The organism is Enterobacter vonholyi, from assembly GCF_040834095.1.
Taxonomy (GTDB): domain Bacteria; phylum Pseudomonadota; class Gammaproteobacteria; order Enterobacterales; family Enterobacteriaceae; genus Enterobacter; species Enterobacter vonholyi.
Genome location: NZ_CP162152.1, coordinates 1,366,922 through 1,391,378, shown reverse-complemented (window position 1 = coordinate 1,391,378; position 24,457 = coordinate 1,366,922). Strand labels below are relative to the sequence as shown.

Sequence of the window (24,457 nt, the reverse complement as noted above, 5' to 3'; positions counted from 1 at the left end):
GGCAAAAGCATGCTCAGTGAAATAAGCCGCTTTCGCCGATTGCTGTAACGATGGGCAAAGAAATTTAAAATCTCCTGATGAAAAAGGTTACTGTTGCGCTAGCTGATTGCTGCGATATTCCCCCTGACGCTCCAGCATCCAGCCAGGGTATTCCCGCGGCAGCGCGCTCACCGCATCCAGCTGTTTGAGCTCGTCTTCGCTTAAGCGGATCCCGGTGGCGGCAATGTTGTCGTCCAGCTGTTCGACGCGTTTGGCCCCGATAATCACGCTGGTCACGGCTTTTTGATGCAGCAGCCAGGCCAGCGCGATTTGCGCGACGGAGACGCCCTTGCTTTCGGCAATCACGCGCATCACGTCCACGCAGTCAAAGGCGCGCTCTTTGTTCACCGGCGGGAAGTCAAACTCCAGACGGCGGCTACCGGCTTCGCTCTGCCCGTCGCGGCCATATTTTCCGCTCAGCAGGCCGCCTGCCAGCGGGCTCCAGACCATTAGCCCGACGCCTTCGCTCTGCATCATCGGCACCAGCTCGCGCTCAAGATCGCGTCCGGCGATGGTGTAATACGCCTGGAGGGATGCGAAACGCGCCAGCCCGAGACGCTCGGAAATGCCCAGCGCTTTGGCAATCTGCCACGCCGCCCAGTTCGAGACGCCGATATAGCGCACGTGGCCGTGCTGCACCAGGTTATCCAGCGCATACAGTGTCTCTTCAATCGGCGTGGCCGGGTCGAAGCCGTGCAGCTGATAGAGATCGATATGATCGAGCTGCAGGCGGCGCAGGCTCTCCTTCACGCTGCTGATGATGTGATAGCGCGAGCTGCCGCGCGAGTTCACCCCTGCCGTTCCGGTTTCGCCGAACACTTTGGTCGCGACCACCACGTTCTCGCGAGGGATTTTCAGGTTTTTCAGCGCCTGGCCGACGATCTCCTCCGAACGCCCTTCCGAGTAAACGTCCGCGGTATCGATAAAGTTGATCCCGGCATCCAGCGCGCGGCCCACCAGCTGTTCTGCTTCGCTTTGCTGGAGCTGTCCAATCTTGCCCCACATGCCGCCTTCACCGCCGAAGGTCATGGTGCCGAGGCAGAGTTCAGAAACGAACAGTCCAGTATTGCCCAGTTTTTGATAACGCATAAGATAATCCTCGCATGTCGTTTAAGGGGTACACGATAGTTATACCCGCCCCTCAGCCATCGCGAATGTGGTGTTCCTGTCCGTTTCTTGCCCAATCCTCTGAATATTTATCCGCGCGGGGCGTCGCCAAAGACGCTGTAGTCCGGTAATTGCACCTGCTGATACGGCTCCCAGCCGCCGCCGAGCGCCTTGTAGAGCGCCACCAGATCGAGGGCGCTTTGCACCTGCGCCTGCGCGCGCTGCTGCTGGGCCTGCGCCAGCTGACGCTGGGCGTCCAGCACGTCGATAAAGCTGGCGATCCCCTGGCGGTAGCTGTCGCTGGCTAAATCGAAGGCGTTTTGCAGGGCATCAATGGTTTTCGCCAGGCCCGCCTCACGCTGCTGGTCGGTGCGATAGCTCACCAGCGCATTTTCGACATCGCCAAGCGCGGTGAGCACCGTCTGACGATAGTCCAGCACCGCCGCCCCCTGCTGCGCGCGCGCCACCTTGACGCTGGAGACCAGCCGCCCGCCCTGGAATATGGGAATGGAGACCTGCGGGCCAAAGCTGTAGAAGTGGCTGCTCCAGTCGGTCAGCCAGTTGGTTTCGCTGTTGCGCAGGCCAAACTGCCCGGAGAGGGTAAAGCTCGGGAACAGCTCCGCCACCGAGACGCCAATTTGCGCCGTGGCAGCATGGAGGTTCGCCTCAGCTTCGCGCACGTCCGGACGGCGTCGCGCGAGCGTAGACGGAATGCCGGTCTGCACGATATCCGGCAATGCGGGCATCGGCTGCACGCTTTGTAACTCCGCATCGAGCGCACCCGGCGGCTTGCCGAGGAGGATCGCCAGACCGTTCATCGCCTGCCGCTCCTGCGCCTGGTACTGCGGCAGCTGCGCCTCCAGGTTGCCCAGTTGCGCCCGCGCATTTTCTACATCCATCTGCGGCGACAGCCCGCCCCGCTGGCGGCTTTCGGTCAGATCCAGCGTCTGCTGCGCGCTTTTAATCTGGGTGTTCAGCGTGGCGATAATGCTCTGCGCCCCGCGCAGCTGGAGCCACGCGCGCGCCACTTCCGCCTCCAGCGACACCAGCGCGTCGTTACGCTGCTCGATAGCGGCTTTCTGCTGCGCTTCGGCGGCTTCCACCTGCCGGCGTACCTTGCCCCACAGGTCAATTTCCCACTGAGCGTCGAAGCTGCCCTGGTAGAGGTTGATCGGCTGCGTCAGGGGGCCTAACGCGCCCCGCAGCTCAGGATCGACATTATCCAGCTGGTCGTACACGCCGTGGGACTTCAGCTCCCCTTCCAGCCCGAGCTGCTGGCGCGTCGCCTGCAGATTGCCGTTCACCGACGGGTAAAACGCCCCGCCCGCCTGGTTAATCTGCTCACGCGCTCCGGCGATGCGCAGCACCGTCTGCTGCAGCGTCAGGTTCCCGGCGATGGCGCGCTCAACCAGGCTATTTAACTGCGGCGAACCGAAGGTTTTCCACCAGCGCGGGTTTGTCGCGGCGGAGGTAGTTTGCGATTTCACCGTGCTGTCGACCTTATCGTTCCAGTGCGTGACGGCAGGCGGCGCGGGCGGCTGATAGTCCGGCCCGACGGCGCAGCCTGCCAGCATCATCATTATCATCAGGGGGTGTAAACGTCTGTGTATCATCAATGTGCTCCTGCACTCCCCTCGCTCTTAACCGGCGAGAGCAACAAACAAAACGGAATCAGTAACAAGGCCACGGCGCTCAGGATGGTAAAGACGTCGATGTAGGCCAAAAAGCGCGACTGCTCAATCATGGTCTGGTACATGCGTCCGGTGGCAATCCCGATGGGGTCCCCTACCTGGGTGGTGAAGTTCTGGATTGCCTGGGCGCTTTCGCGTATTGCCAGCTGGAACTGCTCGTTAAACGGTGAGGCGTGGTACGCAAGATGCGCACTGTGCGCCTGAGACCGTTCGGTGATGGCCGCCGTCGACAGCGAGATCCCAACCGAGCCCGCCACGTTGCGGAACATGGTGAACAGCGCCGCCGCGTCGGCATTCAGCCGTCTTGGGATCGAAATAAAGGCAATGGTGGTCAGGGGCACAAACAGGAATCCCAGCCCCAGCGACTGGGCGCTGCGGAACAGCACCAGCGTCTCGAAGTCGATATCCGGGGTCAGCGTGCGCGACCAGAAGAACGACACCGCCAGACAGGTAAAGCCAAAGGCGATAATCCAGCGCGTCTGTACAACCGGCATCAGCTTCAGCACCAGCGGAATAGTCAGCACAATCAGCACCGCCCCGGGCGACAGCACCAGCCCGGACCAGGTGGCGGTATAGCCCAGGTCCTGCTGCGCCAGCTGCGGGATCACCACGGAACTGCCGTACAAAATCATCGCCATCCCCGCCATCAGCAGGCTGGAGATGGCAAAGTTGCGGTCCTTCATGCAGTGCAGATCTACCACCGGCTTTTTGGCATACACCAGCCAGTAAATGGCACCGATAATGCCGATAAGCGTTAACACCGCGAAGGTACGAATAAAGTTCGAGTAGAACCAGTCCTCATCTTCCCCCCGGTCAAGCATCACCTGCAGGCAGCCCAGCCCCAGGGCGATCAGGCCGATCCCCGTCCAGTCGATAGTCAGCTTCTCTTTTGATTTGCTCTCCCACGGCGGATCTTCCAGCAGCTGGTAGATCGCCAGCACCGTGACAATCCCCACCGGAATATTGATAAAGAACACCCAGCGCCAGGAGTAGTTGTCGGTGATCCAGCCGCCCAGCGTCGGGCCGAGGACCGGTGCAACGATAATCGCGATGGATGAGAGCCCAAACGCTTTGCCCCTGTCCTCCGGCTTGAAGTAGTCGAGCAGCACCGACTGCTGCGTGGGCTGCAGCCCGCCGCCAAAAAAGCCCTGCATCACGCGGAACAGGATGATCTGCCACAGCTCGGTGGCAATCCCGCACAGAAACGAGCAGACGGTAAACATGACGATGCAGATCAGGAAGAACTGTTTGCGGCCGAATACCCGGCTCAGAAACGCCGAGATGGGCAGCACGATGCCGTTCGCGACCAGGTAGCTGGTTAACACCCAGGTGGATTCGTCATAGCTGGACGAGAGCGAACCCGCCACGTGGGGCAGCGCCACGTTGACGATGGTGGTGTCCAGAATTTCCATAAACACCGCCAGGGTGACGACAATCGCCACCGCCCACGGATTGCTGGCGGGCTTCCAGCTGTCGTGGCTGTGATCCGTCATTCCACCGTCACCTTCGGTGCAACCGACAGCCCCAGCGGCAGCGGTTTGTTCGGATCGAGGCCTTTATCAATCACGATTTTGACCGGCACGCGCTGCACAATTTTGACGAAGTTACCGGTAGCATTTTCTGCCGGGAAGGCGGAGAAGCGCGAGCCGCTGCCCTGCTGGATACTGTCTACGTGCCCCTCAAGCTCCATATCCGGCCACGCGTCGACGGACACGGTGACCTTATCGCCCGGCTTCATGCGCTCAAGCTGGGACTCTTTGAAGTTCGCCACCACCCACACGTTCGGCGAAACCAGTGAGAACAGCGCCGTTCCCGCCTGCACCAGCGTGCCGGGCTGCACGTTGCGTTTGGTGACAAATCCGTCGAACGGGGCGCGGACTTCGGTGTAAGAGAGATTCAGATTGGCCGTTTCAAGCTGCGCTTTCGCCTGATCGACCTGACGCTCGCGCGCTTCAACGTTGGTTTCCTGCTGGCGGATTTGCAGCTGTACCTGCTCTGCCACTTCCAGCTGCGCCTGGGCGCTGGCCAGCCCTGCCTGGGCGCTACGCAGCTGAGCGTTCGCGGAATCAATGCTTTGCTGGGTGGTTGCCCGCGGGTCGACGCCGCGCTGGCGACGGTACTCCGCCTGTGCGTTAGCCAGATCGGCCTGCGCTTTCAGCACCTGCGCTTTGGCTTCGTCACGCTGGGCGGGATACTGGACTTTTGAAAGCGCCAGCTGCGCCTGGGCCTGATGCAGCTGCGCGATAGCCAGCCCAAGCTGGGCCTGGGCCTGATCGCGCTGCGCGGTGGTATCTCGCGGATCTATGACCACCAGCAGATCGCCCTTTTTCACGCGCTGGTTATCACGTACGCGCAGCTCGGTGACGTAGCCCGCCGTTTTCGGGGCAATCGTCACCACGTCGCCGTCGGTAAAGGCGTCGTCGGTCGTCTCTTCGTTACGGGTTAAAAACCACCAGACCAGCGCCACGACGACCATTACCACGACGACAATGCCGAGGATAATTAACGGTTTCTTGCCCGGGCGCTTACGCTCATTATTGTTTTTGTCCTGCTCGTCAGCAGGCGGGTTTTGATCTTCAGCCATAGTTCAGCAACGGTCCTGTCAGTGAGCGGCATCACACTATGCCGTTCACTAAAGCTAGGACGTTGCTATACGTTTGCCAGGAAAAACTGACAAATTGCGCACTATATGAGAAGGAATATTCCGAAACCGATCGCCGCGGCCCAAACCAGCATCGGGATTGACCAGAGATGGAAGCGCCACCAGATACGACGATCGTTGGCCATACGCAGGGCAATGAGGTTTGCCAGCGAGCCGGGCAGCAGCCCAAACCCGCCGATGTTCACCGCCCAGGCCAGCAGCGTGTCCGGCGGAACATAGTTGAGCAGCAGAATGGTGGAAGGCACGTTGCTGATAAACTGCGACAGGCCAATCGCCGTCAGCCACAGCCCTGCCTGCGGCAGACTGCTGACGCTGTGCAGGACGCTTTGCAGTACCGGGAGCTGAATAAGCAGATGCACGTCGATGAACATCGCCATAAAGACCAGCAGCAGCGTCCAGTCCACGCTGACCAGAACGCGACGCGCCAGGACGACAAAGCCTGCGGCAACGAGCAGGACGCCCGCCAGCTCATACTTCAGCTCCAGCGCAAAGAGAAAGACAATGTATAACCCGAGGCAGCTCCACACCAGACGCGGCTGCCACTGCGGGCCCGTTGTGCCGCTGTGGTACTGCAGTTTTTTATCAGGAAACGCAAACCAGCATACCGCCAGCAGCGACAACATCATCACCAGCGCCAGAGGGGCCATCTGCCAGGTAAAGGCGGCGAACGACAGCCCGGAACGTCCCCAGAGAAGGATATTTTGCGGATTGCCGATAGGCGTCAGAAGTGAGCCTGCATTGACGGCGAGCGCTTCAAAGATGATCAACCGGCTGACCGGGATCTCGCACAGCTTACGCAGCGTAAGCGTGAGGGGCACGATGATAAACAGCGCCACATCGTTGGTCAGAAACGTCGACAGCACCGCGGCAGAAAACACCATAAACAGGGACAGCCTGCGTTCGGTGGCAAAGCGGCGCACCATTTTACGGCCAAGAACGTCAAAGTAGCCGCTCAGCTCAACCCCTTTGGTGAGCATCATCAGGCCGCTCAGGGTAATGATGGTGCGCCAGTCAATCGCGGCGGGCCAGGCCTGCGGCGTAAACGGCACAAAGAGGCTTAACCCTGCGCCAATGAGTAATAAGAGATGGAAGAAACGATCGCGTGCCAGGGCCTGCAGTCCAGGGATTTTCATTCAGCGGAGGGACCATATTTAAGGGTAAATTCGCGAAACTTCACCAGCGTCTCTTCGCTGACGTGGTGTTCCATGCCTTCCGCATCCCGGCGGGCAATCTCCGGGCTGACGCCCAGCACCAGTAAAAAATTCTCGACAAGCTGATGGCGCTCGCGGCTCTCCTGCGCGAGTTTCTCCCCCTCCGGCGTCAGAAAAACACCGCGCCAGGGAATCATTTCAATTAAGCCCACGGAGGCCAGGCGTTTTAACATTTTAGCGACAGTTGGCTGTGAAACCCCCAGCCTGGCGGCCATATCGACCTGGCGCGCTTCACCAACCTCACGAATCAGATCGGAAATGAGTTCAACATAATCATCAATCAGTTCACGCCGGTGCGCTTCACGGACCTGGCGAAAACCTTCGACATGTTCTTCAACATTCACCAGTTGCGTCGTTTTCCTCATTGTCGGATGACCTGCGCGACGGTTCATTGTACTTCCTCAGTGGGGTGACGCTTCCAGCGCCCGGTTTCGAGAGCGCACATTGTAAACCATAGCTCTGCAAGCACAAAAAATTAACGAAATAGCCATAGCTATACAATATAGCCTGTGCTATATCTGTATGTAATGCAGTCACCCTTCATGGATCGAAGGGATCAAAACTCAGGAGGTCTTATGAATGAATTCAAGAGGTGCATGACCGTGTTTACCCACTCCCCCTTTAAAGTGCGCTTAATGCTGCTGAACATGCTGTGCGATATGTTTAACAACAAACCGCATCAGGACGATAAAACTTCCAACTAAGCGGCGTTGCGGTACGCCGCTTCATTTTCCCGTCACATTCTCGCTGTAAACTGGCTTTCAGCCGCCTTATTCCCGATCTTTTTTACGGATTTGCAATCCCCTTCGCAAAACATCTGCTTAGCAACTGTTGATATTATTTAGCGCTCGCACTATCTTCTTGCAGCCCTGCACAATTTGCGGCTCGCTGAAGCGGACCCTCATTCCCTCTCCACGCACTGTCAGGCAGGTTATGACCCTTGACGCCAGGGTGAGCACATGGCGTTTTCATCCATGATAGTGACCTATGAATGTAACCCTGATAGATACCGTTGTTACCCGCAGCCGGGCCTTAAGCCCGTGGACGGGTTTTTACTTTTTGCAGTCATTACTGATTAACTTTGCGCTGGGTTATCCCTTTAGTCTGCTCTACGCGGTAGCCTTCACCTGCATTCTGCATGTGCTGTGGCGAGCCGCCCCGCGCGTGCAAAAAACAGTAATCGGGATCTGTTCGCTGGTTGCTGCACTCTATTTCCCGTTCGGTCAGGCTTACGGCTCGCCAAACTTTAATACCCTGCTGGCGCTGCACTCGACCAATATGGAAGAGTCGACCGAGATCCTGACGATCTTCCCGTGGTACAGCTATGTGGTCGGGCTTTTTATCTTCGCGTTGGGCGTTATTGCCATCCGCCGTCAGTCGGGCGAGAAAAAATCCTGGGGTAAGATCGAAATACTCTGTCTGGTGTTCAGCATTGCCGTGGCGTTTGTCGCCCCCATCCAGAATATTCCCTGGGACGGTAAGTTAAGGCTCATCAATATCGGCTATCCGGTTTTCCGCTTCGTTAAAGACGTTGTTGTAAATAATAAAGAGGTTCTCGACGAACAGGCGCGCATGGCTGAGCTTTCCAATATGAAAGACACCTGGAACGTGCTGGCCGTTAAGCCGAAATATCACACCTATGTGGTGGTGATTGGCGAAAGCGCGCGTCGCGATGCAATGGGGGCGTTTGGCGGCCACTGGGACAACACCCCGTTTGCGAGTTCGGTCAAAGGCACTCTGTTTACCGATTATGTCGCGGCCAGCGGCTCAACGCAGAAATCGCTCGGTCTGACCCTTAACCGAGTGGTAGATGGTAAACCGCAGTATCAGGATAATTTTGTCACTCTGGCAAACCGCGCAGGTTATCAGACCTGGTGGTTCTCCAATCAGGGGCAAATTGGCGAATACGATACGGCCATCGCCAGCATCGCCAAACGGGCTGACGAAGTGCAGTTCCTGAAAAACGGCGATTTTGAAGCCGACAAAAACACCAAAGACGAAGCGCTGCTGAAAATGACGGCACAGGTCTTCGCCACCCCGCGCACGCAGCCTCAGCTGATCGTCCTGCACCTGATGGGGTCGCATCCGCAGGCCTGCGATCGGACTGGCGGGAAGTACGCGGAGTTCGTGCAGTCCAAAGAGACCTCGTGCTACCTCTACACCATGACGCAAACCGACGATCTGCTGAGCAAGCTGTACGATCAGCTACGCAATACGGGCGACAGCTTCTCTATGGTCTATTTCTCGGATCACGGGCTGGCGTTTAAAGAGCGTGGTAAAGAGGTGCAGTATCTGGCGCACGATGACAAGTTCCAGCAGAACTTCCAGGTGCCGTTTATGGTGCTGTCGAGTGATGATAAAACGCATCGCGTTATTAAAGCGCGCCGTTCGGCAAATGATTTCCTGCAGTTCTTCTCGCAGTGGACGGGGATTACGGCCGAACAGATAAAAACGGCTTACCCGTTTGTCTCTAACAAGAAAGCTCCCCCAGTGTACGTTACCAACTTCAAGTTACAGAAAGTTGACTACAACCATCTGGGTACGGATATTTTTGATATTAAGAATAAGTAGCGGTTCGATGCTCTCACCTTGGCCTACGGGGGGAGAGAAAAGACAAAAAAAATCCGCCACAGTGGGCGGATTTTTTATTTAATCACCGAAGTGATTAGAAGCGGTAACCTACGCCCGCGATCCAGGTGCCAACGTCAACGTTGCGGATACGGCTCTGCTCATAGGAGAAGTCCAGAGCAACGTCCTGGATTGGGTTGAACTGCAGGCCTGCGCCATAGGAGAAACCGTAGTCGCTGTTGCTTGCAGTGCGGCTTTCGCTCTGGTTTTCAGTCTGCTGGAATTTACCGTAGCCAACACCTACAACACCGTAGATGCTCGCCCAGTCATTCAGACGGTAAGCTGGACCAGCGGTGATACCGTAGTACTGGCCTTTGTTGTATGCGCCGTTTTCAGAACGATCTTTCTCGGTGTAGGTGAAAGAACCGATCACGCCCAGTGGGTTGTTATCCTGCTCGTAGCGATACTTCAGGTTGAAGCCGTTAGCTTTGTTCATCACGCCCTGATAGTCGCTCTGAGCGTAACCACCAGTAACAGTAGAAGTAGCAGCTACAGCGGTACCTGCGGAAACAGCCAGTACAGCGGCCAGTGCTGAAAGACATGCAATTTTTTTCATAACCACCTCAAATGTGCTTCAAGTAAGTCCGTAAGTTTTAAATATATCAAAAAAATTTGCGAAACTCTTTGTGATTCGTGATGTCTAATGAAACCTTTCCTGTAACAGAACGTTTCCAGCCTAAGCTATCTCTTTCAAATCACATGCAATTTTCACTACTAAATGCGCATAGTGCGCGTCTGCGCCGTTACATTCATCCAGATTATTCCTAATCTGACAGGCGATAAATCCACCAGCGCTTAACCATTTTACGGATTTCACGTGGTTTTTTTTCAACAGCGCCTCAACCGTTGCCGCATATTTCCTTTACACTGCAACCTTTACCTCATTTGACATAAGCTGACAGGAGAAAGGATGCCTGGGTTATCCCGCACATCGTCGGTCTGGTTGCCGGTCGCAGTGATACTCATTGCCATGTTGTCCATTCAAAGCGGTGCTTCGCTTGCAAAATCACTTTTTCCGCTGGTCGGTGCGCCCGGGGTAACAGCCCTGCGTATCGTGCTGGGCACTGCGATACTGGTGGTCATTTTCAAACCCTGGCGTCTGCGCTTCAAAAAGGAGCAGCGTTTACCCCTGCTGTTTTATGGACTCTCCCTGGGAGCAATGAACTATCTGTTCTACCTCTCTATTCAGACGATACCGCTGGGGATCGCCGTCGCGCTGGAGTTTACCGGTCCGCTGGCGGTGGCGCTTTTCTCCTCGCGACGTCCGGTCGATTTTATCTGGGTAGTGCTAGCCGTTCTGGGCTTATGGTTCCTGCTTCCCCTGGGCCAGAGTGTCGCTGAGATTGATCTGACGGGCGCCGCGCTGGCGCTGGGTGCAGGCGCCTGCTGGGCTGTCTATATTCTCACGGGACAGCGTGCAGGCGAAGAGCACGGTCCGGCAACGGTGGCGTTGGGTTCTCTGATTGCGGCCATCGTATTTGTGCCCATCGGCATGGCGCAGGCAACAGTATCTATCTGGCAATGGTCCGTCATGCCCATCGGGCTGGCAGTCGCGATTCTCTCTACCGCACTCCCCTATTCTCTGGAGATGATTGCCCTTACGCGTCTGCCGACACGCATATTTGGCACCCTGATGAGCATGGAGCCTGCCCTTGCCGCCATTTCCGGAATGGTGTTTCTCGGCGAAACCCTCACGTTGACCCAGACGCTGGCGCTCTGCTCGATTATCGCGGCTTCAATGGGCTCTACGCTCACTATGCGCCCGGAACCTAAAGTTGAAAAGGTGGATATCAGCTAAGGCCATATATTCTGCATGGCTTCCACGCCATGCAGAATAAAGGCCAGAAAGACAGACGTTATAATTTCTTACACACTTTGCGCTATTTTCGAAATATCCCTCTACGTTTGCGTCCCCATCCAGCAATTAAGATTGATCTGTATAAATTTAAAAATTAGTCATTAATTTCAATAAATTAAATTCTCAACCCACTTCTCGCTATTAAACCGATAGGCACAGCCAAACCGCAGAGAAAAAATCCGGTGCTATACTTAGTTCCGTAATTACCTGGGACATAAACATCAAGAGGATATGAGATTATGAGTACCGCTAAACTGGTGAAAACGAAAGCGTCTAATCTGCTTTATACCCGTAACGATGTACCGGACAGCGACAAAAAAGCGACCATTGAGTTGCTGAATCGCCAGGTGATCCAGTTCATCGATCTTTCGCTGATCACCAAACAGGCCCACTGGAATATGCGCGGTGCAAACTTTATTGCCGTTCATGAAATGCTGGATGGCTTCCGCACAGCACTGGTTACCCACCTCGATACGATGGCTGAGCGTGCCGTTCAGCTAGGCGGCGTGGCGCTGGGAACCACACAGGTGATCAACAGCAAAACGCCTCTGAAGAGTTATCCGCTCGATATCCATACCGTTCAGGATCACCTGAAAGAGCTGGCGGACCGCTACGCAATTGTGGCAAACGATGTACGCAAAGCGATTGGCGAAGCCAAAGATGAAGATACTGCAGATATCTTTACCGCCGCGTCCCGCGACCTGGATCAATTCCTGTGGTTCATCGAATCTAACATCGAATAATTCATACGAAATTTCTATCCAACCCTCGCCTTCCGGTGAGGGTTTTGCACATCTATGGTGCACGTTTTTTGCCTGAGACAGTGCAAAAGTGAAAAAATTGTAATAATCACCTCACACAACCGTTAACGGAAGATTGTTTTTTCGTCAGAATTTACGCTAAATATCTCCCCGTCAGTTGAGCCAAACGAAGCGCACCAAAACAGTGCTCCACTTTGGTGCAATAAAACCTCATTGCCCCATTAATTGTGCAATGCATGACATCATCCCCTTTGCAAAACAATAGCTTGTAAAGTTGGCACGATTTTTTCATTGTGCCAGCTGTTCTCGCAGGGGATCGCCCCGTGGATATAAAAGGAAATGCTATGAAGTCTGTATTAAAAGTTTCACTGGCTGCACTTACCCTGGCTTTTGCAGTGTCCTCTCAGGCTGCCGACAAACTGGTTGTGGCGACCGACACGGCGTTCGTTCCGTTTGAATTCAAACAGGGTGATAAATACGTTGGTTTTGATGTGGATCTGTGGGCCGCTATCGCAAAAGAACTCAAACTGGATTACACCCTGAAGCCTATGGACTTCAGCGGCATTATCCCGGCACTGCAAACCAAGAACGTTGATCTGGCGCTGGCAGGTATCACCATTACCGATGAACGTAAAAAAGCGATCGACTTCTCTGACGGCTACTACAAAAGCGGCCTGCTGGTCATGGTCAAAGCCGATAATAACGACGTAAAAAGCGTGAAAGATCTCGACGGCAAAGTAGTTGCGGTGAAGAGCGGCACCGGTTCTGTTGATTACGCGAAAGCAAATATCAAAACCAAAGACCTGCGCCAGTTCCCGAACATCGACAACGCGTACATGGAACTCGGCACCAACCGTGCTGACGCTGTTCTGCACGACACGCCTAACATCCTGTATTTCATCAAAACAGCCGGTAACGGTAAGTTCAAAGCCGTTGGCGAGTCTCTGGAAGCACAGCAGTACGGTATCGCGTTCCCGAAAGGCAGCGACGACCTGCGCTCGAAAGTTAACGGCGCGTTGAAAACGCTGAAAGAGAACGGCACCTATAACGAAATCTACAAAAAATGGTTCGGTACCGAGCCTAAATAATAAGACGTAAAAATGACGTTCACTCGGGGGCGACCTTTCGCCCCTGCTATTTTTGAAACACGGTAACAGTAACAGGAAATTATCATGCAGTTTGACTGGAGCGCCATCTGGCCTGCCATTCCTATCTTGCTTGAAGGCGCTAAAATGACCCTCTGGATTTCGGTCCTGGGTCTGGTTGGTGGGTTGATTATCGGTCTTGTCGCCGGTTTCGCTCGCACCTACGGCGGCTGGATCGCAAACCACATCGCACTGGTTTTCATCGAAGTGATCCGCGGCACACCTATTGTTGTGCAGGTCATGTTCATCTACTTCGCCCTGCCAATGGCATTCACCGACCTGCGCATCGACCCGTTCAGCGCAGCCGTTGTCACCATTATGATCAACTCAGGTGCCTATATTGCGGAAATCACCCGCGGTGCGGTGCTGTCGATTCATAAAGGTTTCAGTGAAGCCGGTCTGGCGTTAGGTCTTTCTCGTCGCGAAACGATCCGCCACGTTATTCTGCCGCTGGCGCTGCGTCGCATGCTGCCACCGCTCGGCAACCAGTGGATCATCAGCATTAAAGATACGTCGCTGTTCATTGTTATCGGCGTGGCCGAGCTGACCCGTCAGGGTCAGGAGATCATTGCTGGCAACTTCCGCGCGCTGGAAATCTGGAGTGCGGTAGCCGTTGTCTACCTGATCATTACTCTGGTTCTGAGCTTCGTTCTGCGTCGTCTTGAAAGAAGGATGAAAATCCTGTGATTGAATTTAAAAACGTTTCCAAGCACTTTGGTCCAACCCAGGTGCTGCACAATATCGATCTGAACATTAAACAGGGTGAAGTGGTGGTGATTATTGGGCCATCCGGCTCCGGTAAATCCACCCTGCTGCGCTGCATCAACAAGCTGGAAGAGATCACCAGCGGCGATCTGATCGTCGACGGCCTGAAAGTGAACGACCCGAAAGTCGACGAGCGCTTGATTCGTCAGGAAGCGGGCATGGTGTTCCAGCAGTTCTACCTGTTCCCGCACCTGACGGCGCTGGAGAACGTGATGTTTGGCCCACTGCGCGTGCGCGGTGCCAACAAAGCGGCGGCGGAAGCGCTGGCAAAAGATCTGCTGGCGAAAGTCGGCCTGGCTGAACGCGCGCACCACTACCCTTCCGAGCTGTCCGGTGGTCAACAGCAGCGCGTGGCGATTGCCCGCGCCCTGGCGGTCAAACCGAAAATGATGCTGTTTGATGAGCCTACGTCCGCACTCGACCCGGAGCTGCGCCACGAGGTGCTGAAAGTCATGCAGGATCTGGCGGAAGAAGGGATGACGATGGTTATCGTGACCCACGAAATCGGCTTCGCTGAGAAAGTGGCGTCCCGCCTGATCTTTATTGATAAAGGCCGTATCGCGGAAGACGGTAACCCGCAGGAATTGATTGCGAACCCGCCGAGTCAGCGTTTGCAGGAGTTCCTGCAGCACGTATCCTGATCTCTCGCTTTACACGTAAGCCGGGCATGCCCGGCTTTTTTACGCCAGATTGTTCCCAAAAATCCCCCTCCGCGTCCCGACTTCTATACTTATCATTTTGTTCGACATTTTCACCGGAGGACGCCGTGCCGTGGATCCTGTTACTGTTGATTAGCCTGTTTAGTGCGTCATCGTTCGCCGTCGCGATCCCCGGCGTGACCACCGGAACAACCGCCAGCCAGCAAAATACTCCCCCGCCGGAACCGGATGTCGAACAGAAAAAAGCCGCCTACAGCGCCCTCGCCGACGTCCTTGAGAACGACACTTCCCGGCAGGAACTCATCAGCCAGCTGAGGAAAGTGGCCGCCACGCCGCCGCAGGAGCCGGTGCCTGTCATCACCCCTCCCCAGGTGGAGGAGCAAAAAACGGTGCTGGAAAATGTCACCGACGTAAGCCGCCACTATGGGGAAGCCCTCTCCTCGCGCTTTGCTCAGCTCTACCGCAACCTGATTGGATCGCCGCATAAGCCGTTTAACCCACACACGTTTACCGCCGCGGCCACGCAGTTCCTGATGCTGGCCGGTGCGGTATTTCTTTTTTACTGGCTGGTGCGCCTGTGCGCGTGGCCGCTGTACCGCAAAATGGGACAATGGGGACGAAGGAAGAATCAGCATAAAAGCAGCTGGCTGCACCTGCCGTTGATGATAGCCTCAGCGTTTATCATCGATTTACTGCTGCTGGCCTTGACGCTGTTTTTAGGCCAGATGCTCGCCGACAGGCTGAACGCGGGCAATAAAACCATCGCCTTTCAGCAGTCGCTTTTCCTGAATGCCTTTGCCCTGATCGAGTTCTTCAAGGCGCTGCTGCGGTTACTCTTTTGTCCGCACGTACCGGAGCTACGTCCCTTCTCAATTCGCGATGCGAGCGCCAGGTACTGGGCGCTGCGTCTGAGCGTGCTCAGCGGGCTGATTGGCTATGGTCTGCTGGTTGCCGTGCCGATCATCTCCAACCAGGTAAACGTCCAGTTTGGCGCGCTGGCAAACGTCATTATCATGATCTGCATTACCGTCTGGTCGCTGTATCTTATCTTCCACAATAAAAAAACCATTACCCAAAGCCTGCTGAATCTGGCCGATCGCTCCCTTTCGTTCTTTAGCCTCTTTATCCGCGCTTTCGCCCTGGTGTGGCACTGGCTGGCAAGCGCCTACTTCATCGTATTGTGCTTCTTCTCGCTGTTCGACCCAGGCAATAGCCTGAAATTTATGATGGGGGCGACGTTCAAAAGCCTGGCCATTATCGGGATCGCGGCGTTTGTGTCGGGGCTGCTCTCGCGATGGATCTCGAAAACCATCACCCTGTCGCCGCAGGTACAGCGTAATTACCCGGAACTGCAAAAACGGGTAAACGGCTGGATGTCGGTATCGCTGAAGGTGGCGCGCATCCTCACCGTCTGCGTGGCGATCATGCTGCTCCTGAATGCCTGGAGCCTGTTTGATTTCTGGAACTGGCTGCACAACGGTGCGGGTGAGAAAACGGTCGACATCCTGATTCGCATCGCGTTGATTTTGTTCTTCTCTGCCGTCGGCTGGACGCTGCTGGCGAGCCTTATCGAGAACCGTCTGGTGTCGGATATTCACGGCCGTCCCCTGCCCAGCGCTCGGGCAAGAACGCTGTTAACGTTGTTCCGTAACGCGCTGGCGGTCATTATCAGTACCATCACCATCATGATTGTGCTGTCGGAAATCGGGGTGAATATCGCCCCGCTGCTGGCCGGTGCCGGTGCCCTGGGCCTGGCGATCTCCTTCGGGTCGCAAACGCTGGTGAAGGATATTATTACCGGCATCTTTATCCAGTTTGAGAACGGGATGAACACGGGCGATCTGGTAACCATCGGGCCGTTAACCGGCACCGTTGAGAGGATGTCCATCCGTTCAGTTGGCGTGCGCCAGGACACCGGGGCGTACCACATCATTCCCTGGTCCTCGATAACCACCTTCGCCAACTTTGTGCGCGGCATTGGTTCCGTGGTGGCGAACTACGATGTGGATCGTCATGAGGATGCCGATAAAGCGAAACAGGCGCTGCGCGATGCGGTAGAAGAGCTGATGCAGATGGAGGATATTCGCGGACTGGTGATTGGCGAGCCGTCATTTGCCGGCATTGTCGGGCTGACGAACACGGCGTTTACCCTGCGCGTGTCGTTCACCACCCAGCCGCTGAAGCAGTGGACGGTGCGCTTTGCCCTCGACAGCATGGTGAAAAAACACTTCGATCTGGCGAACGTGCGGATGCCCGTGCAGACGTATCAGGTATTGCCGCCGCCCGCATCGCCGCTCCCTCCGCAGGAGCCGACGCTGTAGCCTGGTTGCCGGGTGGCGGCTTCGCCTTACCCGGCCTACGACGGAGTGCTATTTGCGACGTTTGTTATTGTCCATAAACGACCAGGCGATAAAGCGGCTTTGCTTCTGACCCTGCGCCATCTCTTTTTTCACCACTTTTACGGCGCCCGCCTCGGTCAGGGCGCGGTAAAGTGGCGGCAGGTTATCTCCGCGGGATACCAGCGTCGTGAACCACTTCACCTGACGCCCAAACTGTTTGCTTTCCGCAATCATGCGCAGGATGAACGCCACTTCGCCCCCTTCACACCAGAGCTCCTGCTGCTGACCACCGAAATTCAGCGCGGCATCCTCAGCCTGACCCAGGTTGCGGCGCTTGCGCTCGCTGCCCGCACGGGCCGATGCCGCCGAATCATGGAAAGGTGGATTGCACATCGTGGCGTCATAGCTTTCGTTTTTGTGAATAATGCCGTTGAAGATCGAAGCCGTATCTTTCTGTCGACGCAGGCGAATGGCGCGGCTTAATCCCGGGTTAGCGTTGATAATCGCCTGGGCGCTGGCAAAGGCCTCGTCACCGATTTCGCTTCCGGTAAAGCGCCACTGGTATTCATGCGCGCCAATCAGCGGGTAAATCAGGTTTGCCCCGGTGCCAATATCCAGAATGGTGGCCTGCTGTGGAACAACACCCTCATTACCTTCGGCAAGAAGGTCAGCAAGGTGGTGAATGTAATCAGCCCGGCCCGGTACGGGTGGACAGAGAAAGCCTTCCGGAATATCCCATTGAGCCACACCGTAAAAATGCGCCAGCAGGGCTTTGTTCAGCATTTTCACCGCCTGCGGGTCAGCAAAGTTGACCGAGGGCTCACCCGCTGGGGTCTGAACAAGGTAGTCCTGCAGCGGCGGGCAGCTCAGGCATAACGCGTTCATGTCGTAGCGGCTGCGGTGGCGATTTCGCGGGTGTAATCCCGGCTTTTGGACAGTCATGGCATTCTCCTTTAAACAGCGGCGTAAGATACCCTGTGCTGGCTCAACGGTAAATCTTTCTCTGCAGCGCTTAGAAACTCGCCATAAATCAAGCACCTTTATGTCTATGATCCGTCAGCGAATTGTCAACTTATATCGTTCAAAAAATAAGCAGATCATCATCAAATATTTGCGCTAAGTCACACTCGTCAGGCTTCTAAACTTAAGGGGAATCACCTGTTGTTTCCTCATGAGGATGTGATTATGAAAAAGTACCTGACCCTTGCTGTTATCGCAGCCGCCCTGACGACCGCGTCATTTTCTGCCATGGCCGTTCAGTCGCTGACCCAGAGTACCGACACCAGCCAGCTTCGTCCTGCGGGCACCGTTTCGGTTAGCCGCGCCAGTAACCTTGACGATCTACAGGCTAAACTTGCTGAAAAAGCCCGCCAGGAGGGTGCAAAAGGATTCGTGGTGAACTCCGCTGGCGGAGACAACCATATGTACGGCACTGCGACCATCTATAAATAATCTTTCTCTTCCACAAGACTGCATCTGCCCAACGGGTGCAGTTCTCTTCTCCCTTCGCCTTGATTGCTCATTTTTTAACCCCATAGTGAACGTATACCTTAAACCGATTTCAGGAGGGCGCTATGGCTTCCGGCTGGGCAAATGACGACGCTGTTAACGAACAGATCAACAGTACTATTGAAGATGCGGTTGCGCGTGCCCGCGGTGAAATTCCGCGCGGCGAAAGCCTAACTGAATGTGAAGAATGCGGAGACCCCATTCCGGAAGCGCGCCGAAAAGCCATTCCCGGAGTAAGGCTTTGCATTACCTGCCAGCAGCATAAAGATTCGAAAAACTCATCGCACTCGGGATATAATCGCAGAGGTTCAAAAGACAGCCAGCTACGTTGACTTTCCTTTACCTAAGTTAACCGCGCCGGCCCTTAGCTTTACGCTCACGATTTTTAGCGAACCGCGTAGCAAAATGTGCCCTTCATTTCGCGTCTGTAAAGCGTATCCACAAGAAGTGTAAAGCGGTGCTTTGAATTTATTAATATTCAATAAGTTATTTGTCATTCAATTTTTTTGAGCAACCACGTCAATTCTCTTCGATTTTATCTCTCGAGAAAAACCGTGATACTTATCACATCGACGGAACATCGTCCCCTTAACAGAAACACCTGCGAGAGATTAATTATGAAAACCATCAAATTTGCTGTAGCTGCTGTTGCACTGTCCGCTCTGTCTTTCGGCGCTTTCGCTGTCGAGCCTGTCTCTTCTACTCAGGCACAGAACATGAATAAAGTCGGTGTGGTCAGTGCTGATGGCGCCACCACGCTGGACGGCCTGGAAGCCAAACTGGCTGAAAAAGCCGCTGCTGCTGGTGCAAGTGGATACACCATTACTTCCGCTAACGGTAATAACAAGCTGAGCGGTACCGCGGTTATCTACAAGTAATCGACTGAATGAATGCTGTCCCCTCGCCATACCCTCTGGTGAGCTGCTCCACCCTCATTGACCCTGTTGTTGTTACCCTTGCTTGCCCGTCCGCCACTGGACGGGCTTTTTTTTGTCTAAAACGCCTGCGCCACACGTTCAAGCCCGGCCTGGACAGATTCCACTTCGCCGGTTGCCAGCAAACAGCAGGCCATTTGCAGCTTAATCGAATGCGGAACAGGAACATTTCCGGCAAGGCACTGCTCAATCCAGTGGGCTGTAGTATGGGGATCTTTTGCCTCAGGCAATATCACACCGGTATTCTCTTCCCCACGCTCAAGAATGGCGCGCGTACCTGAAGAATCAATCAGCATGATCTGCGGGCAGCGCTGCGGGTTCGCATAAACCTCGCCTTCCGTGCCGTGCATCAACAGCGCCCTTGCGCCAATTGCCTCAAAGAATTGCCCCACGCGTGCCACGTATTCCGGGTGCGAGACGCTGGAGAGACGCAGGGCGACATCTTCGCCAAACGGCGTGGCCAGTTTTGCCAGCGTATGCGCGCTGTTGCGCACGCCCATGCGCCAGCGCATATCAAGCTGCTTCTCCAGCGGCGGGCAGAGCGTGCCGACCGGGATATAAACAGGCTGGTGGCCATCCAGCTTAGCCTGCGCCTGACCGGCATGACGCGTTGGTTCAATCCCCAACATCCCGAAAATGGTCTCCGTCAGCACGCGGGTGGGATCTTCGCTTACGCCGTGCACCACCACCGGGAATCCCAGCTTGTGTAATAAGATAGCGAGCAGCGGAGTTAAATTTGCCTGCTTGCGCGCACCGTTGTAGCTCGGGATCACGATCGGCATAGGTTTTGCCACCGGCGGCGTTAAGCGCAGCGTTTGTGCCTGCATGGCTTCATAGAAGCCATGCATCTCCGCTTCACCTTCGCCTTTAATACGCAGCGCAATAAGGATACCGCCCAACTCAAGCTCCGGAACCTCGCCGTTAAGCATACGGGTGTAAAGCGCGCGAGCAGTTTCATGGTCCAGGTCGCGGGCATGATGCTTCCCACGCCCTACCTCTTTGATAATTTTACGATAATCCACGACATTTCTCCTTACAGCAGGTTATCAACAATATAGCCCTGATAATGACTCCGCCGTTAGTTTTTTTGGCCACCCTGCTGAATTTTATAATTAATTGTTTTGTTGAGGAAATTTATTTTGCAAGAATTAATTGAATTATTTGGAAGCCGCGCAGGACCTTTCCCGACCCGAGTTTTCTGATTAAATAACCAGCGGTGAGTAGTTGAGACATAACTTCGAATAATGCGGGATGCAGATGTTGAAAGGAGAAACATACAGGTTTAAATATGAAAAAAGTCACTTTAGGTTTATTCATTGCTGCCGCTCTGGGATGCTCTGCATCTTCGTTCGCAGCATCCACCGGTGAAGGGCAAATTAACTTCACAGGTGAAATTATCGATTCCGCCTGTCAGGTCGTTAACGGCTTAAGCAGTCCGCTGAATGTTACTCTGGGCAAAGTATCCAAAACAACATTTACTGGTGTAGGCTCTACCAGCACCTTAACGAAATTTGATATTCAGTTAAAAGACTGCCCGGAAACGGTCACGTCTGCAGCCATTAATTTCGGTGGTACGCCAGATGCGGACAATAACACCACGCTGTCCTTGACCCCGGGTGCGACGACTGCAGCTGGCGTGGCGATTCAGCTGGTTGATTCTTCCGAACAGCCTGTCAGTTTATATACGCCTTCCAAGCAGTACCCTTTAGCTGCTGGAACGACGGTAAATAATCTGGAGTTTGGCGCGCGTTATATTCAGACTCAGGCATCGATCACTGCCGGCCAGGCTAACTCAGCCTCTACTTTTACAGTTATTTATAACTGATACGATCAATGAGGAGATATTCGTCTTCACGCGAAGGCTAATATTTCCTCTTTCATTGAGACAGATTTATGCGACACAGTTATTTATTAAGCGCACTTTTACTGACCGCAGTAACAGCCCATGCAGGTGTGATTATTAATGGCACTCGACTGGTTTATCAGGGAGAGAAAAAAGAGTCTTCGATTGGGATTTCCAATCCGGATGAGATTAACTATCTGGTACAGTCCTGGGTGGATACCGGTTTGAAAAAAGGCGGTAAAGCGCCATTTCTGATTACTCCACCGCTGTTCCGTCTGAACGCTAAAGAAGATAACGTGTTGCGTGTGGTTCGTACCGGCGGAAATATGCCAGAAGACCGCGAGTCGTTGTACTGGTTAAATATTAAAGCCATTCCTTCTTCAAGCCATGAAGAGGGCATTAATACATTACAAATAGCCATTAATACCCGTATTAAATTGCTGTATCGCCCTGCATCGATTAAAGGTAAACCCGAAGCAGTTGCTGACAAACTGGAATGGCACCGCGAAGGCAATGATCTGGTGGTAAACAACCCCACGCCTTTCTATATGAATTTCCAGAGCGTTGCGCTGAACGGCCAAAAAGTGGCAAAAGCGACCTGGGCTGTGCCAAATACCTCTACCCGCTTTGCTCTTCCGACAAATATGAGCGGTAACACCGTAAGCTGGTCGGTCATTACCGATTACGGAAGCATCAGTAAAACCTGGTCTGCATCCGTTCGTTAATATCTGTTGACGCCTGAATAATCATGTACAGCACAAATAAGCCGCTATTACGTCGACTGCGTGAAATGCTGCCCACTTTTTTTGGAATAGCGGTGACATGCTGCGCGCTGCAGGCCCACGCTGATGATTATTTTAACCCTGCCCTGCTGGATATTGATAATCCAGAACAGGCAAAGACCGATCTCTCTGTTTATGAAAAAGGTCCCGGTCAGGCGCCAGGTAAATATCAGGTCACGGTGTTCGTCAATAACAATAAAATCGACACACGTGACGTCCTTTTTACATTACAAAAAGATGCCCAGGGAGATGATTCCCTGCAGCCTTGCCTGAGTCTGGATGAATTAACGCGTCTGGGCATCAAAACCAAAGATTATCCAAAGCTGGCGGCAAAAGGGGAATGCGCGTACCTCAGCGCCATTCCTTCGGCCTCGGCAACTTTCCGCATCAAAAACCAGCAACTACTGCTGAGTATTCCCCAGTCGGCTCTGGGCCAGGTGCCCCGCGGCTACATCGATCCGAAAGAGTATGACGAAGGGATCACCGCGGGCATCCTGAACTATAGCGTTAACGCCAGCCAAAGCCGCGCTCGCCAGCAAGGGGAAGCGGACAACAGCAGCCAGTTTATTAACCTGCGCCCCGGTTTTAACATTGGTGCCTGGCGCGTGCGTAATTACAGCACCTGGAACCACAATTCGGATGGCGGTCAGGACGACGGCAAGCTGAACACGGTCTATACCTATGCCCAGCGCGATATCGTGGGGCTGAAGAGCGAGCTGACCGTGGGACAGAGCAGCACCCAGGCCGACGTTTTCGACAGTGTCTCTTACACTGGCGCACAGCTGGCTACCGAAAGCGACATGCTGCCGGACAGCGAGCGCGGGTATGCCCCGGTGGTACGCGGTACGGCGCACAGTAACGCCCAGGTGGTGGTTCGCCAGAATGGCTACGTTATCTACCAAAACACCGTCGCCCCAGGCGCGTTTGAGATTAACGATCTCTACCCTACCGGCAGCAGCGGCGATCTGAACGTCACGGTAAAAGAGACCGACGGCAGCGAGAGTCATTTCGTGGTGCCGTTTGCCTCCGTGCCTGTGCTGCAGCGGGAAAAACACCTGAAGTACAGCGTCGCTGCGGGGCGCTACCGTTCATACGATAAAGAGGTTGAGAAGACCCCTTTCACCCAGGGCAGCGCCATCTATGGCCTGTCACACGGCGTCACCGTTTACGGCGGTACGCAACAGAGTTCGCATTACCACTCCGCCGCGCTCGGCGCAGGGAAAAACTTTGGCGACCTCGGAGCGTTCTCCCTGGACGTTACCCGCGCCAAAGCGTTACTGAAAAAGCGCAAAACCAGCAAAGGGCAATCCCTTCGTCTGCGCTATAGCAAAAATTTTACCTCGACCGGCACTAACTTTTCGCTGGCGGGTTATCGCTACAACAGCAAAGGCTTTTATACCCTGCAGGACACCATGGAGTCCTGGACCAGTGCAAACGACTGGTCCGCTCCACAGCAGCGCCGCTCGCGGGCGGAGGCCACCATCGACCAGACCCTGGGCGACAAGCGGGGTTCGGTGACGCTAAGCCTGGTGAAAGAGCGTTACTGGAGCCAGAGTCAGGATATGACCTCCCTGAGCGTTAACTACAACAACAGCTGGCACGGCGTGAGCTATAGCCTGAGCTACAGCGTCAATAAAAACAGCAACGACACGGACGAGGACGGTAAATCCATCAGCTATGACCGACAAATCGGCCTCAACGTGTCGGTTCCACTCGACCGCTGGCTGCCTAATACCTGGGCAAACTACAGCCTGAACAACAGTAAAGACGGCACCACCCACAACCTGGGGCTGAATGGTACCGCGCTGGAGGGAGACAAGCTGAGCTGGAACGTGCAGCAGGGGCTGGACAGCGCCAATAACAACACCGCCACCAGTATGAATGCGGATTACAAAGGCACCTACGGTGAAGTGCACGGCGGCGTAAGCCAGGACAGCCATCAGCACACCGTGAACGCCGGGATCCAGGGCGGCATTGTCGCCCACTCTGACGGCATCACCTTCGGTCAGACCCTGGGAGAAACCGTGGTGCTGATTAAAGCGCCGGGCACGCATGGCACACACGTTGCCAACCAGACGGGCGTGGAAACGGACTATCGCGGCTATACGCTGGTGCCGTTTGTCACTCCGTGGCGTCACACCCCAATTTCGCTGGACACGGAGACACTGCCAGAAGATGCCGACGTGACGCACGCCTCGCAGACGGTTACACCAACACGCGGCGCGATAGTTCGTGCCAGCTTCGATACACGCGTGGGCAACCGCGTCTTAATGACGCTGGCCTGGAAAGACAAACCGCTGCCCTTCGGCGCAACGGTTACCACGGAAGATAAGAGCAGTGAATTTATCGTCGGTAACGACGGCCTGGTGTATCTCACCGGACTGCCGCAGCATGGACGCCTTTTCGTTTCCTGGGGCAAGGAGGGGAGCGAGCATTGCGTCGCCGATTACGCCCTGATGCAAGAGAAAGATAACACCAACATTATTAACGCTGCGGCGCAGTGTCACTGATTAACACCGGACC

General features: G+C 54.8%; 23 protein-coding genes. 14 read left to right on the top strand and 9 right to left on the bottom strand.

Annotation, left to right across the window (positions count from 1 at the left end; all coding sequences use genetic code 11):
* Positions 1–87 precede the first annotated feature (87 nt).
* From AB3N39_RS06560 to mntR, 6 genes are all read right to left on the bottom strand, one after another.
* A complete protein-coding gene (locus AB3N39_RS06560; protein ID WP_133294049.1) occupies positions 88–1,128 on the bottom strand; it encodes an aldo/keto reductase in 1,041 nt (346 codons plus the stop codon).
* Positions 1,129–1,235: 107 nt separating this feature from the next.
* Positions 1,236–2,759 carry an efflux transporter outer membrane subunit gene (locus tag AB3N39_RS06555; RefSeq protein ID WP_136195382.1) on the bottom strand — a complete coding sequence of 508 codons (1,524 nt, stop codon included), beginning with the start codon at positions 2,757–2,759 and terminating at the stop codon, positions 1,236–1,238.
* Positions 2,759–4,330: a DHA2 family efflux MFS transporter permease subunit gene (locus AB3N39_RS06550; RefSeq protein ID WP_133294047.1), complete on the bottom strand. Its 1,572-nt coding sequence runs from the start codon at positions 4,328–4,330 to the stop codon at positions 2,759–2,761. Before AB3N39_RS06550 ends, AB3N39_RS06555 begins: the two co-directional genes overlap by 1 nt.
* Positions 4,327–5,421 (bottom strand): HlyD family secretion protein, encoded by a 1,095-nt coding sequence (locus AB3N39_RS06545; RefSeq protein ID WP_047742414.1) that lies wholly within the window; start codon positions 5,419–5,421, stop codon positions 4,327–4,329. Before AB3N39_RS06545 ends, AB3N39_RS06550 begins: the two co-directional genes overlap by 4 nt.
* A 101-nt stretch (positions 5,422–5,522) precedes the next feature.
* Positions 5,523–6,632 (bottom strand): anion transporter, encoded by a 1,110-nt coding sequence (locus AB3N39_RS06540; protein ID WP_133294046.1) that lies wholly within the window; start codon positions 6,630–6,632, stop codon positions 5,523–5,525.
* A complete protein-coding gene (mntR, locus tag AB3N39_RS06535) occupies positions 6,629–7,102 on the bottom strand; it encodes a manganese-binding transcriptional regulator MntR (protein WP_023310887.1) in 474 nt (157 codons plus the stop codon). The genes AB3N39_RS06540 and mntR overlap by 4 nt, the downstream gene beginning before the upstream one ends.
* Positions 7,103–7,285: 183 nt before the next feature.
* Between mntR and mntS the strand changes: the two genes are divergently transcribed.
* Positions 7,286–7,414, top strand: coding sequence for a manganase accumulation protein MntS (mntS, locus tag AB3N39_RS06530; protein ID WP_136195380.1), 129 nt, complete (start codon positions 7,286–7,288; stop codon positions 7,412–7,414).
* 283 nt (positions 7,415–7,697) lie between these two features.
* A complete protein-coding gene (locus tag AB3N39_RS06525; protein WP_133294045.1) occupies positions 7,698–9,281 on the top strand; it encodes a phosphoethanolamine transferase in 1,584 nt (527 codons plus the stop codon).
* 94 nt (positions 9,282–9,375) lie between these two features.
* Here AB3N39_RS06525 and ompX read toward each other — a convergent pair whose 3' ends face one another.
* Positions 9,376–9,894 carry an outer membrane protein OmpX gene (gene ompX / locus AB3N39_RS06520; protein WP_023310884.1) on the bottom strand — a complete coding sequence of 173 codons (519 nt, stop codon included), beginning with the start codon at positions 9,892–9,894 and terminating at the stop codon, positions 9,376–9,378.
* 354 nt (positions 9,895–10,248) lie between these two features.
* On the opposite strand from ompX, the gene rhtA reads away from it, so the two are divergent.
* The 6 genes from rhtA (at position 10,249) to ybiO (ending at position 16,847) form a co-directional block, all read left to right on the top strand.
* Positions 10,249–11,136 carry a threonine/homoserine exporter RhtA gene (rhtA, locus tag AB3N39_RS06515; protein WP_133294044.1) on the top strand — a complete coding sequence of 296 codons (888 nt, stop codon included), beginning with the start codon at positions 10,249–10,251 and terminating at the stop codon, positions 11,134–11,136.
* Positions 11,137–11,435: 299 nt separating this feature from the next.
* The gene (dps, locus tag AB3N39_RS06510) at positions 11,436–11,939 is read left to right on the top strand and encodes a DNA starvation/stationary phase protection protein Dps (RefSeq protein ID WP_063408106.1); all 504 of its coding nucleotides are present in this window, start codon (positions 11,436–11,438) and stop codon (positions 11,937–11,939) included.
* A gap of 362 nt (positions 11,940–12,301) precedes the next feature.
* Positions 12,302–13,045: a glutamine ABC transporter substrate-binding protein GlnH gene (gene glnH / locus AB3N39_RS06505; protein ID WP_133294043.1), complete on the top strand. Its 744-nt coding sequence runs from the start codon at positions 12,302–12,304 to the stop codon at positions 13,043–13,045.
* 84 nt (positions 13,046–13,129) lie between these two features.
* Complete coding sequence (gene glnP / locus AB3N39_RS06500) at positions 13,130–13,789, top strand: glutamine ABC transporter permease GlnP (protein ID WP_014169254.1); 660 nt, start codon at positions 13,130–13,132, stop codon at positions 13,787–13,789.
* The gene (glnQ, locus tag AB3N39_RS06495; protein ID WP_028012446.1) at positions 13,786–14,508 is read left to right on the top strand and encodes a glutamine ABC transporter ATP-binding protein GlnQ; all 723 of its coding nucleotides are present in this window, start codon (positions 13,786–13,788) and stop codon (positions 14,506–14,508) included. The genes glnP and glnQ overlap by 4 nt, the downstream gene beginning before the upstream one ends.
* A 125-nt stretch (positions 14,509–14,633) precedes the next feature.
* Positions 14,634–16,847 carry a mechanosensitive channel protein gene (ybiO, locus tag AB3N39_RS06490; protein WP_143344856.1) on the top strand — a complete coding sequence of 738 codons (2,214 nt, stop codon included), beginning with the start codon at positions 14,634–14,636 and terminating at the stop codon, positions 16,845–16,847.
* A 48-nt stretch (positions 16,848–16,895) separates the two neighbouring features.
* Here ybiO and rlmF read toward each other — a convergent pair whose 3' ends face one another.
* Positions 16,896–17,807 carry a 23S rRNA (adenine(1618)-N(6))-methyltransferase RlmF gene (rlmF, locus tag AB3N39_RS06485; RefSeq protein WP_172621908.1) on the bottom strand — a complete coding sequence of 304 codons (912 nt, stop codon included), beginning with the start codon at positions 17,805–17,807 and terminating at the stop codon, positions 16,896–16,898.
* Between the two features lie 243 nt (positions 17,808–18,050).
* Here rlmF and mcbA point away from each other — a divergent pair, with 243 nt between their 5' ends.
* The 3 genes from mcbA (at position 18,051) to ybiJ (ending at position 19,252) form a co-directional block, all read left to right on the top strand.
* Positions 18,051–18,317 carry a DUF1471 family periplasmic protein McbA gene (gene mcbA / locus AB3N39_RS06480; protein ID WP_111963837.1) on the top strand — a complete coding sequence of 89 codons (267 nt, stop codon included), beginning with the start codon at positions 18,051–18,053 and terminating at the stop codon, positions 18,315–18,317.
* 122 nt (positions 18,318–18,439) lie between these two features.
* Entirely contained in the window at positions 18,440–18,706 is a 267-nt protein-coding gene (locus AB3N39_RS06475; protein WP_115874557.1) for a DksA/TraR family C4-type zinc finger protein, read from the top strand.
* 285 nt (positions 18,707–18,991) lie between these two features.
* Positions 18,992–19,252 carry a DUF1471 family protein YbiJ gene (gene ybiJ, locus AB3N39_RS06470; protein ID WP_115874556.1) on the top strand — a complete coding sequence of 87 codons (261 nt, stop codon included), beginning with the start codon at positions 18,992–18,994 and terminating at the stop codon, positions 19,250–19,252.
* A gap of 116 nt (positions 19,253–19,368) precedes the next feature.
* Here the strand turns inward: ybiJ and ybiB are convergent, their stop codons facing one another.
* Positions 19,369–20,331: a DNA-binding protein YbiB gene (ybiB, locus tag AB3N39_RS06465; RefSeq protein WP_133294039.1), complete on the bottom strand. Its 963-nt coding sequence runs from the start codon at positions 20,329–20,331 to the stop codon at positions 19,369–19,371.
* Positions 20,332–20,597: 266 nt separating this feature from the next.
* On the opposite strand from ybiB, the gene AB3N39_RS06460 reads away from it, so the two are divergent.
* From AB3N39_RS06460 to AB3N39_RS06450, 3 genes are all read left to right on the top strand, one after another.
* Positions 20,598–21,134 (top strand): fimbrial protein, encoded by a 537-nt coding sequence (locus AB3N39_RS06460; protein WP_136195378.1) that lies wholly within the window; start codon positions 20,598–20,600, stop codon positions 21,132–21,134.
* Between the two features lie 68 nt (positions 21,135–21,202).
* Positions 21,203–21,877 carry a molecular chaperone gene (locus AB3N39_RS06455; protein ID WP_367897144.1) on the top strand — a complete coding sequence of 225 codons (675 nt, stop codon included), beginning with the start codon at positions 21,203–21,205 and terminating at the stop codon, positions 21,875–21,877.
* Between the two features lie 65 nt (positions 21,878–21,942).
* Positions 21,943–24,444 (top strand): fimbria/pilus outer membrane usher protein, encoded by a 2,502-nt coding sequence (locus AB3N39_RS06450; RefSeq protein WP_367897308.1) that lies wholly within the window; start codon positions 21,943–21,945, stop codon positions 24,442–24,444.
* Positions 24,445–24,457 lie beyond the last annotated feature (13 nt).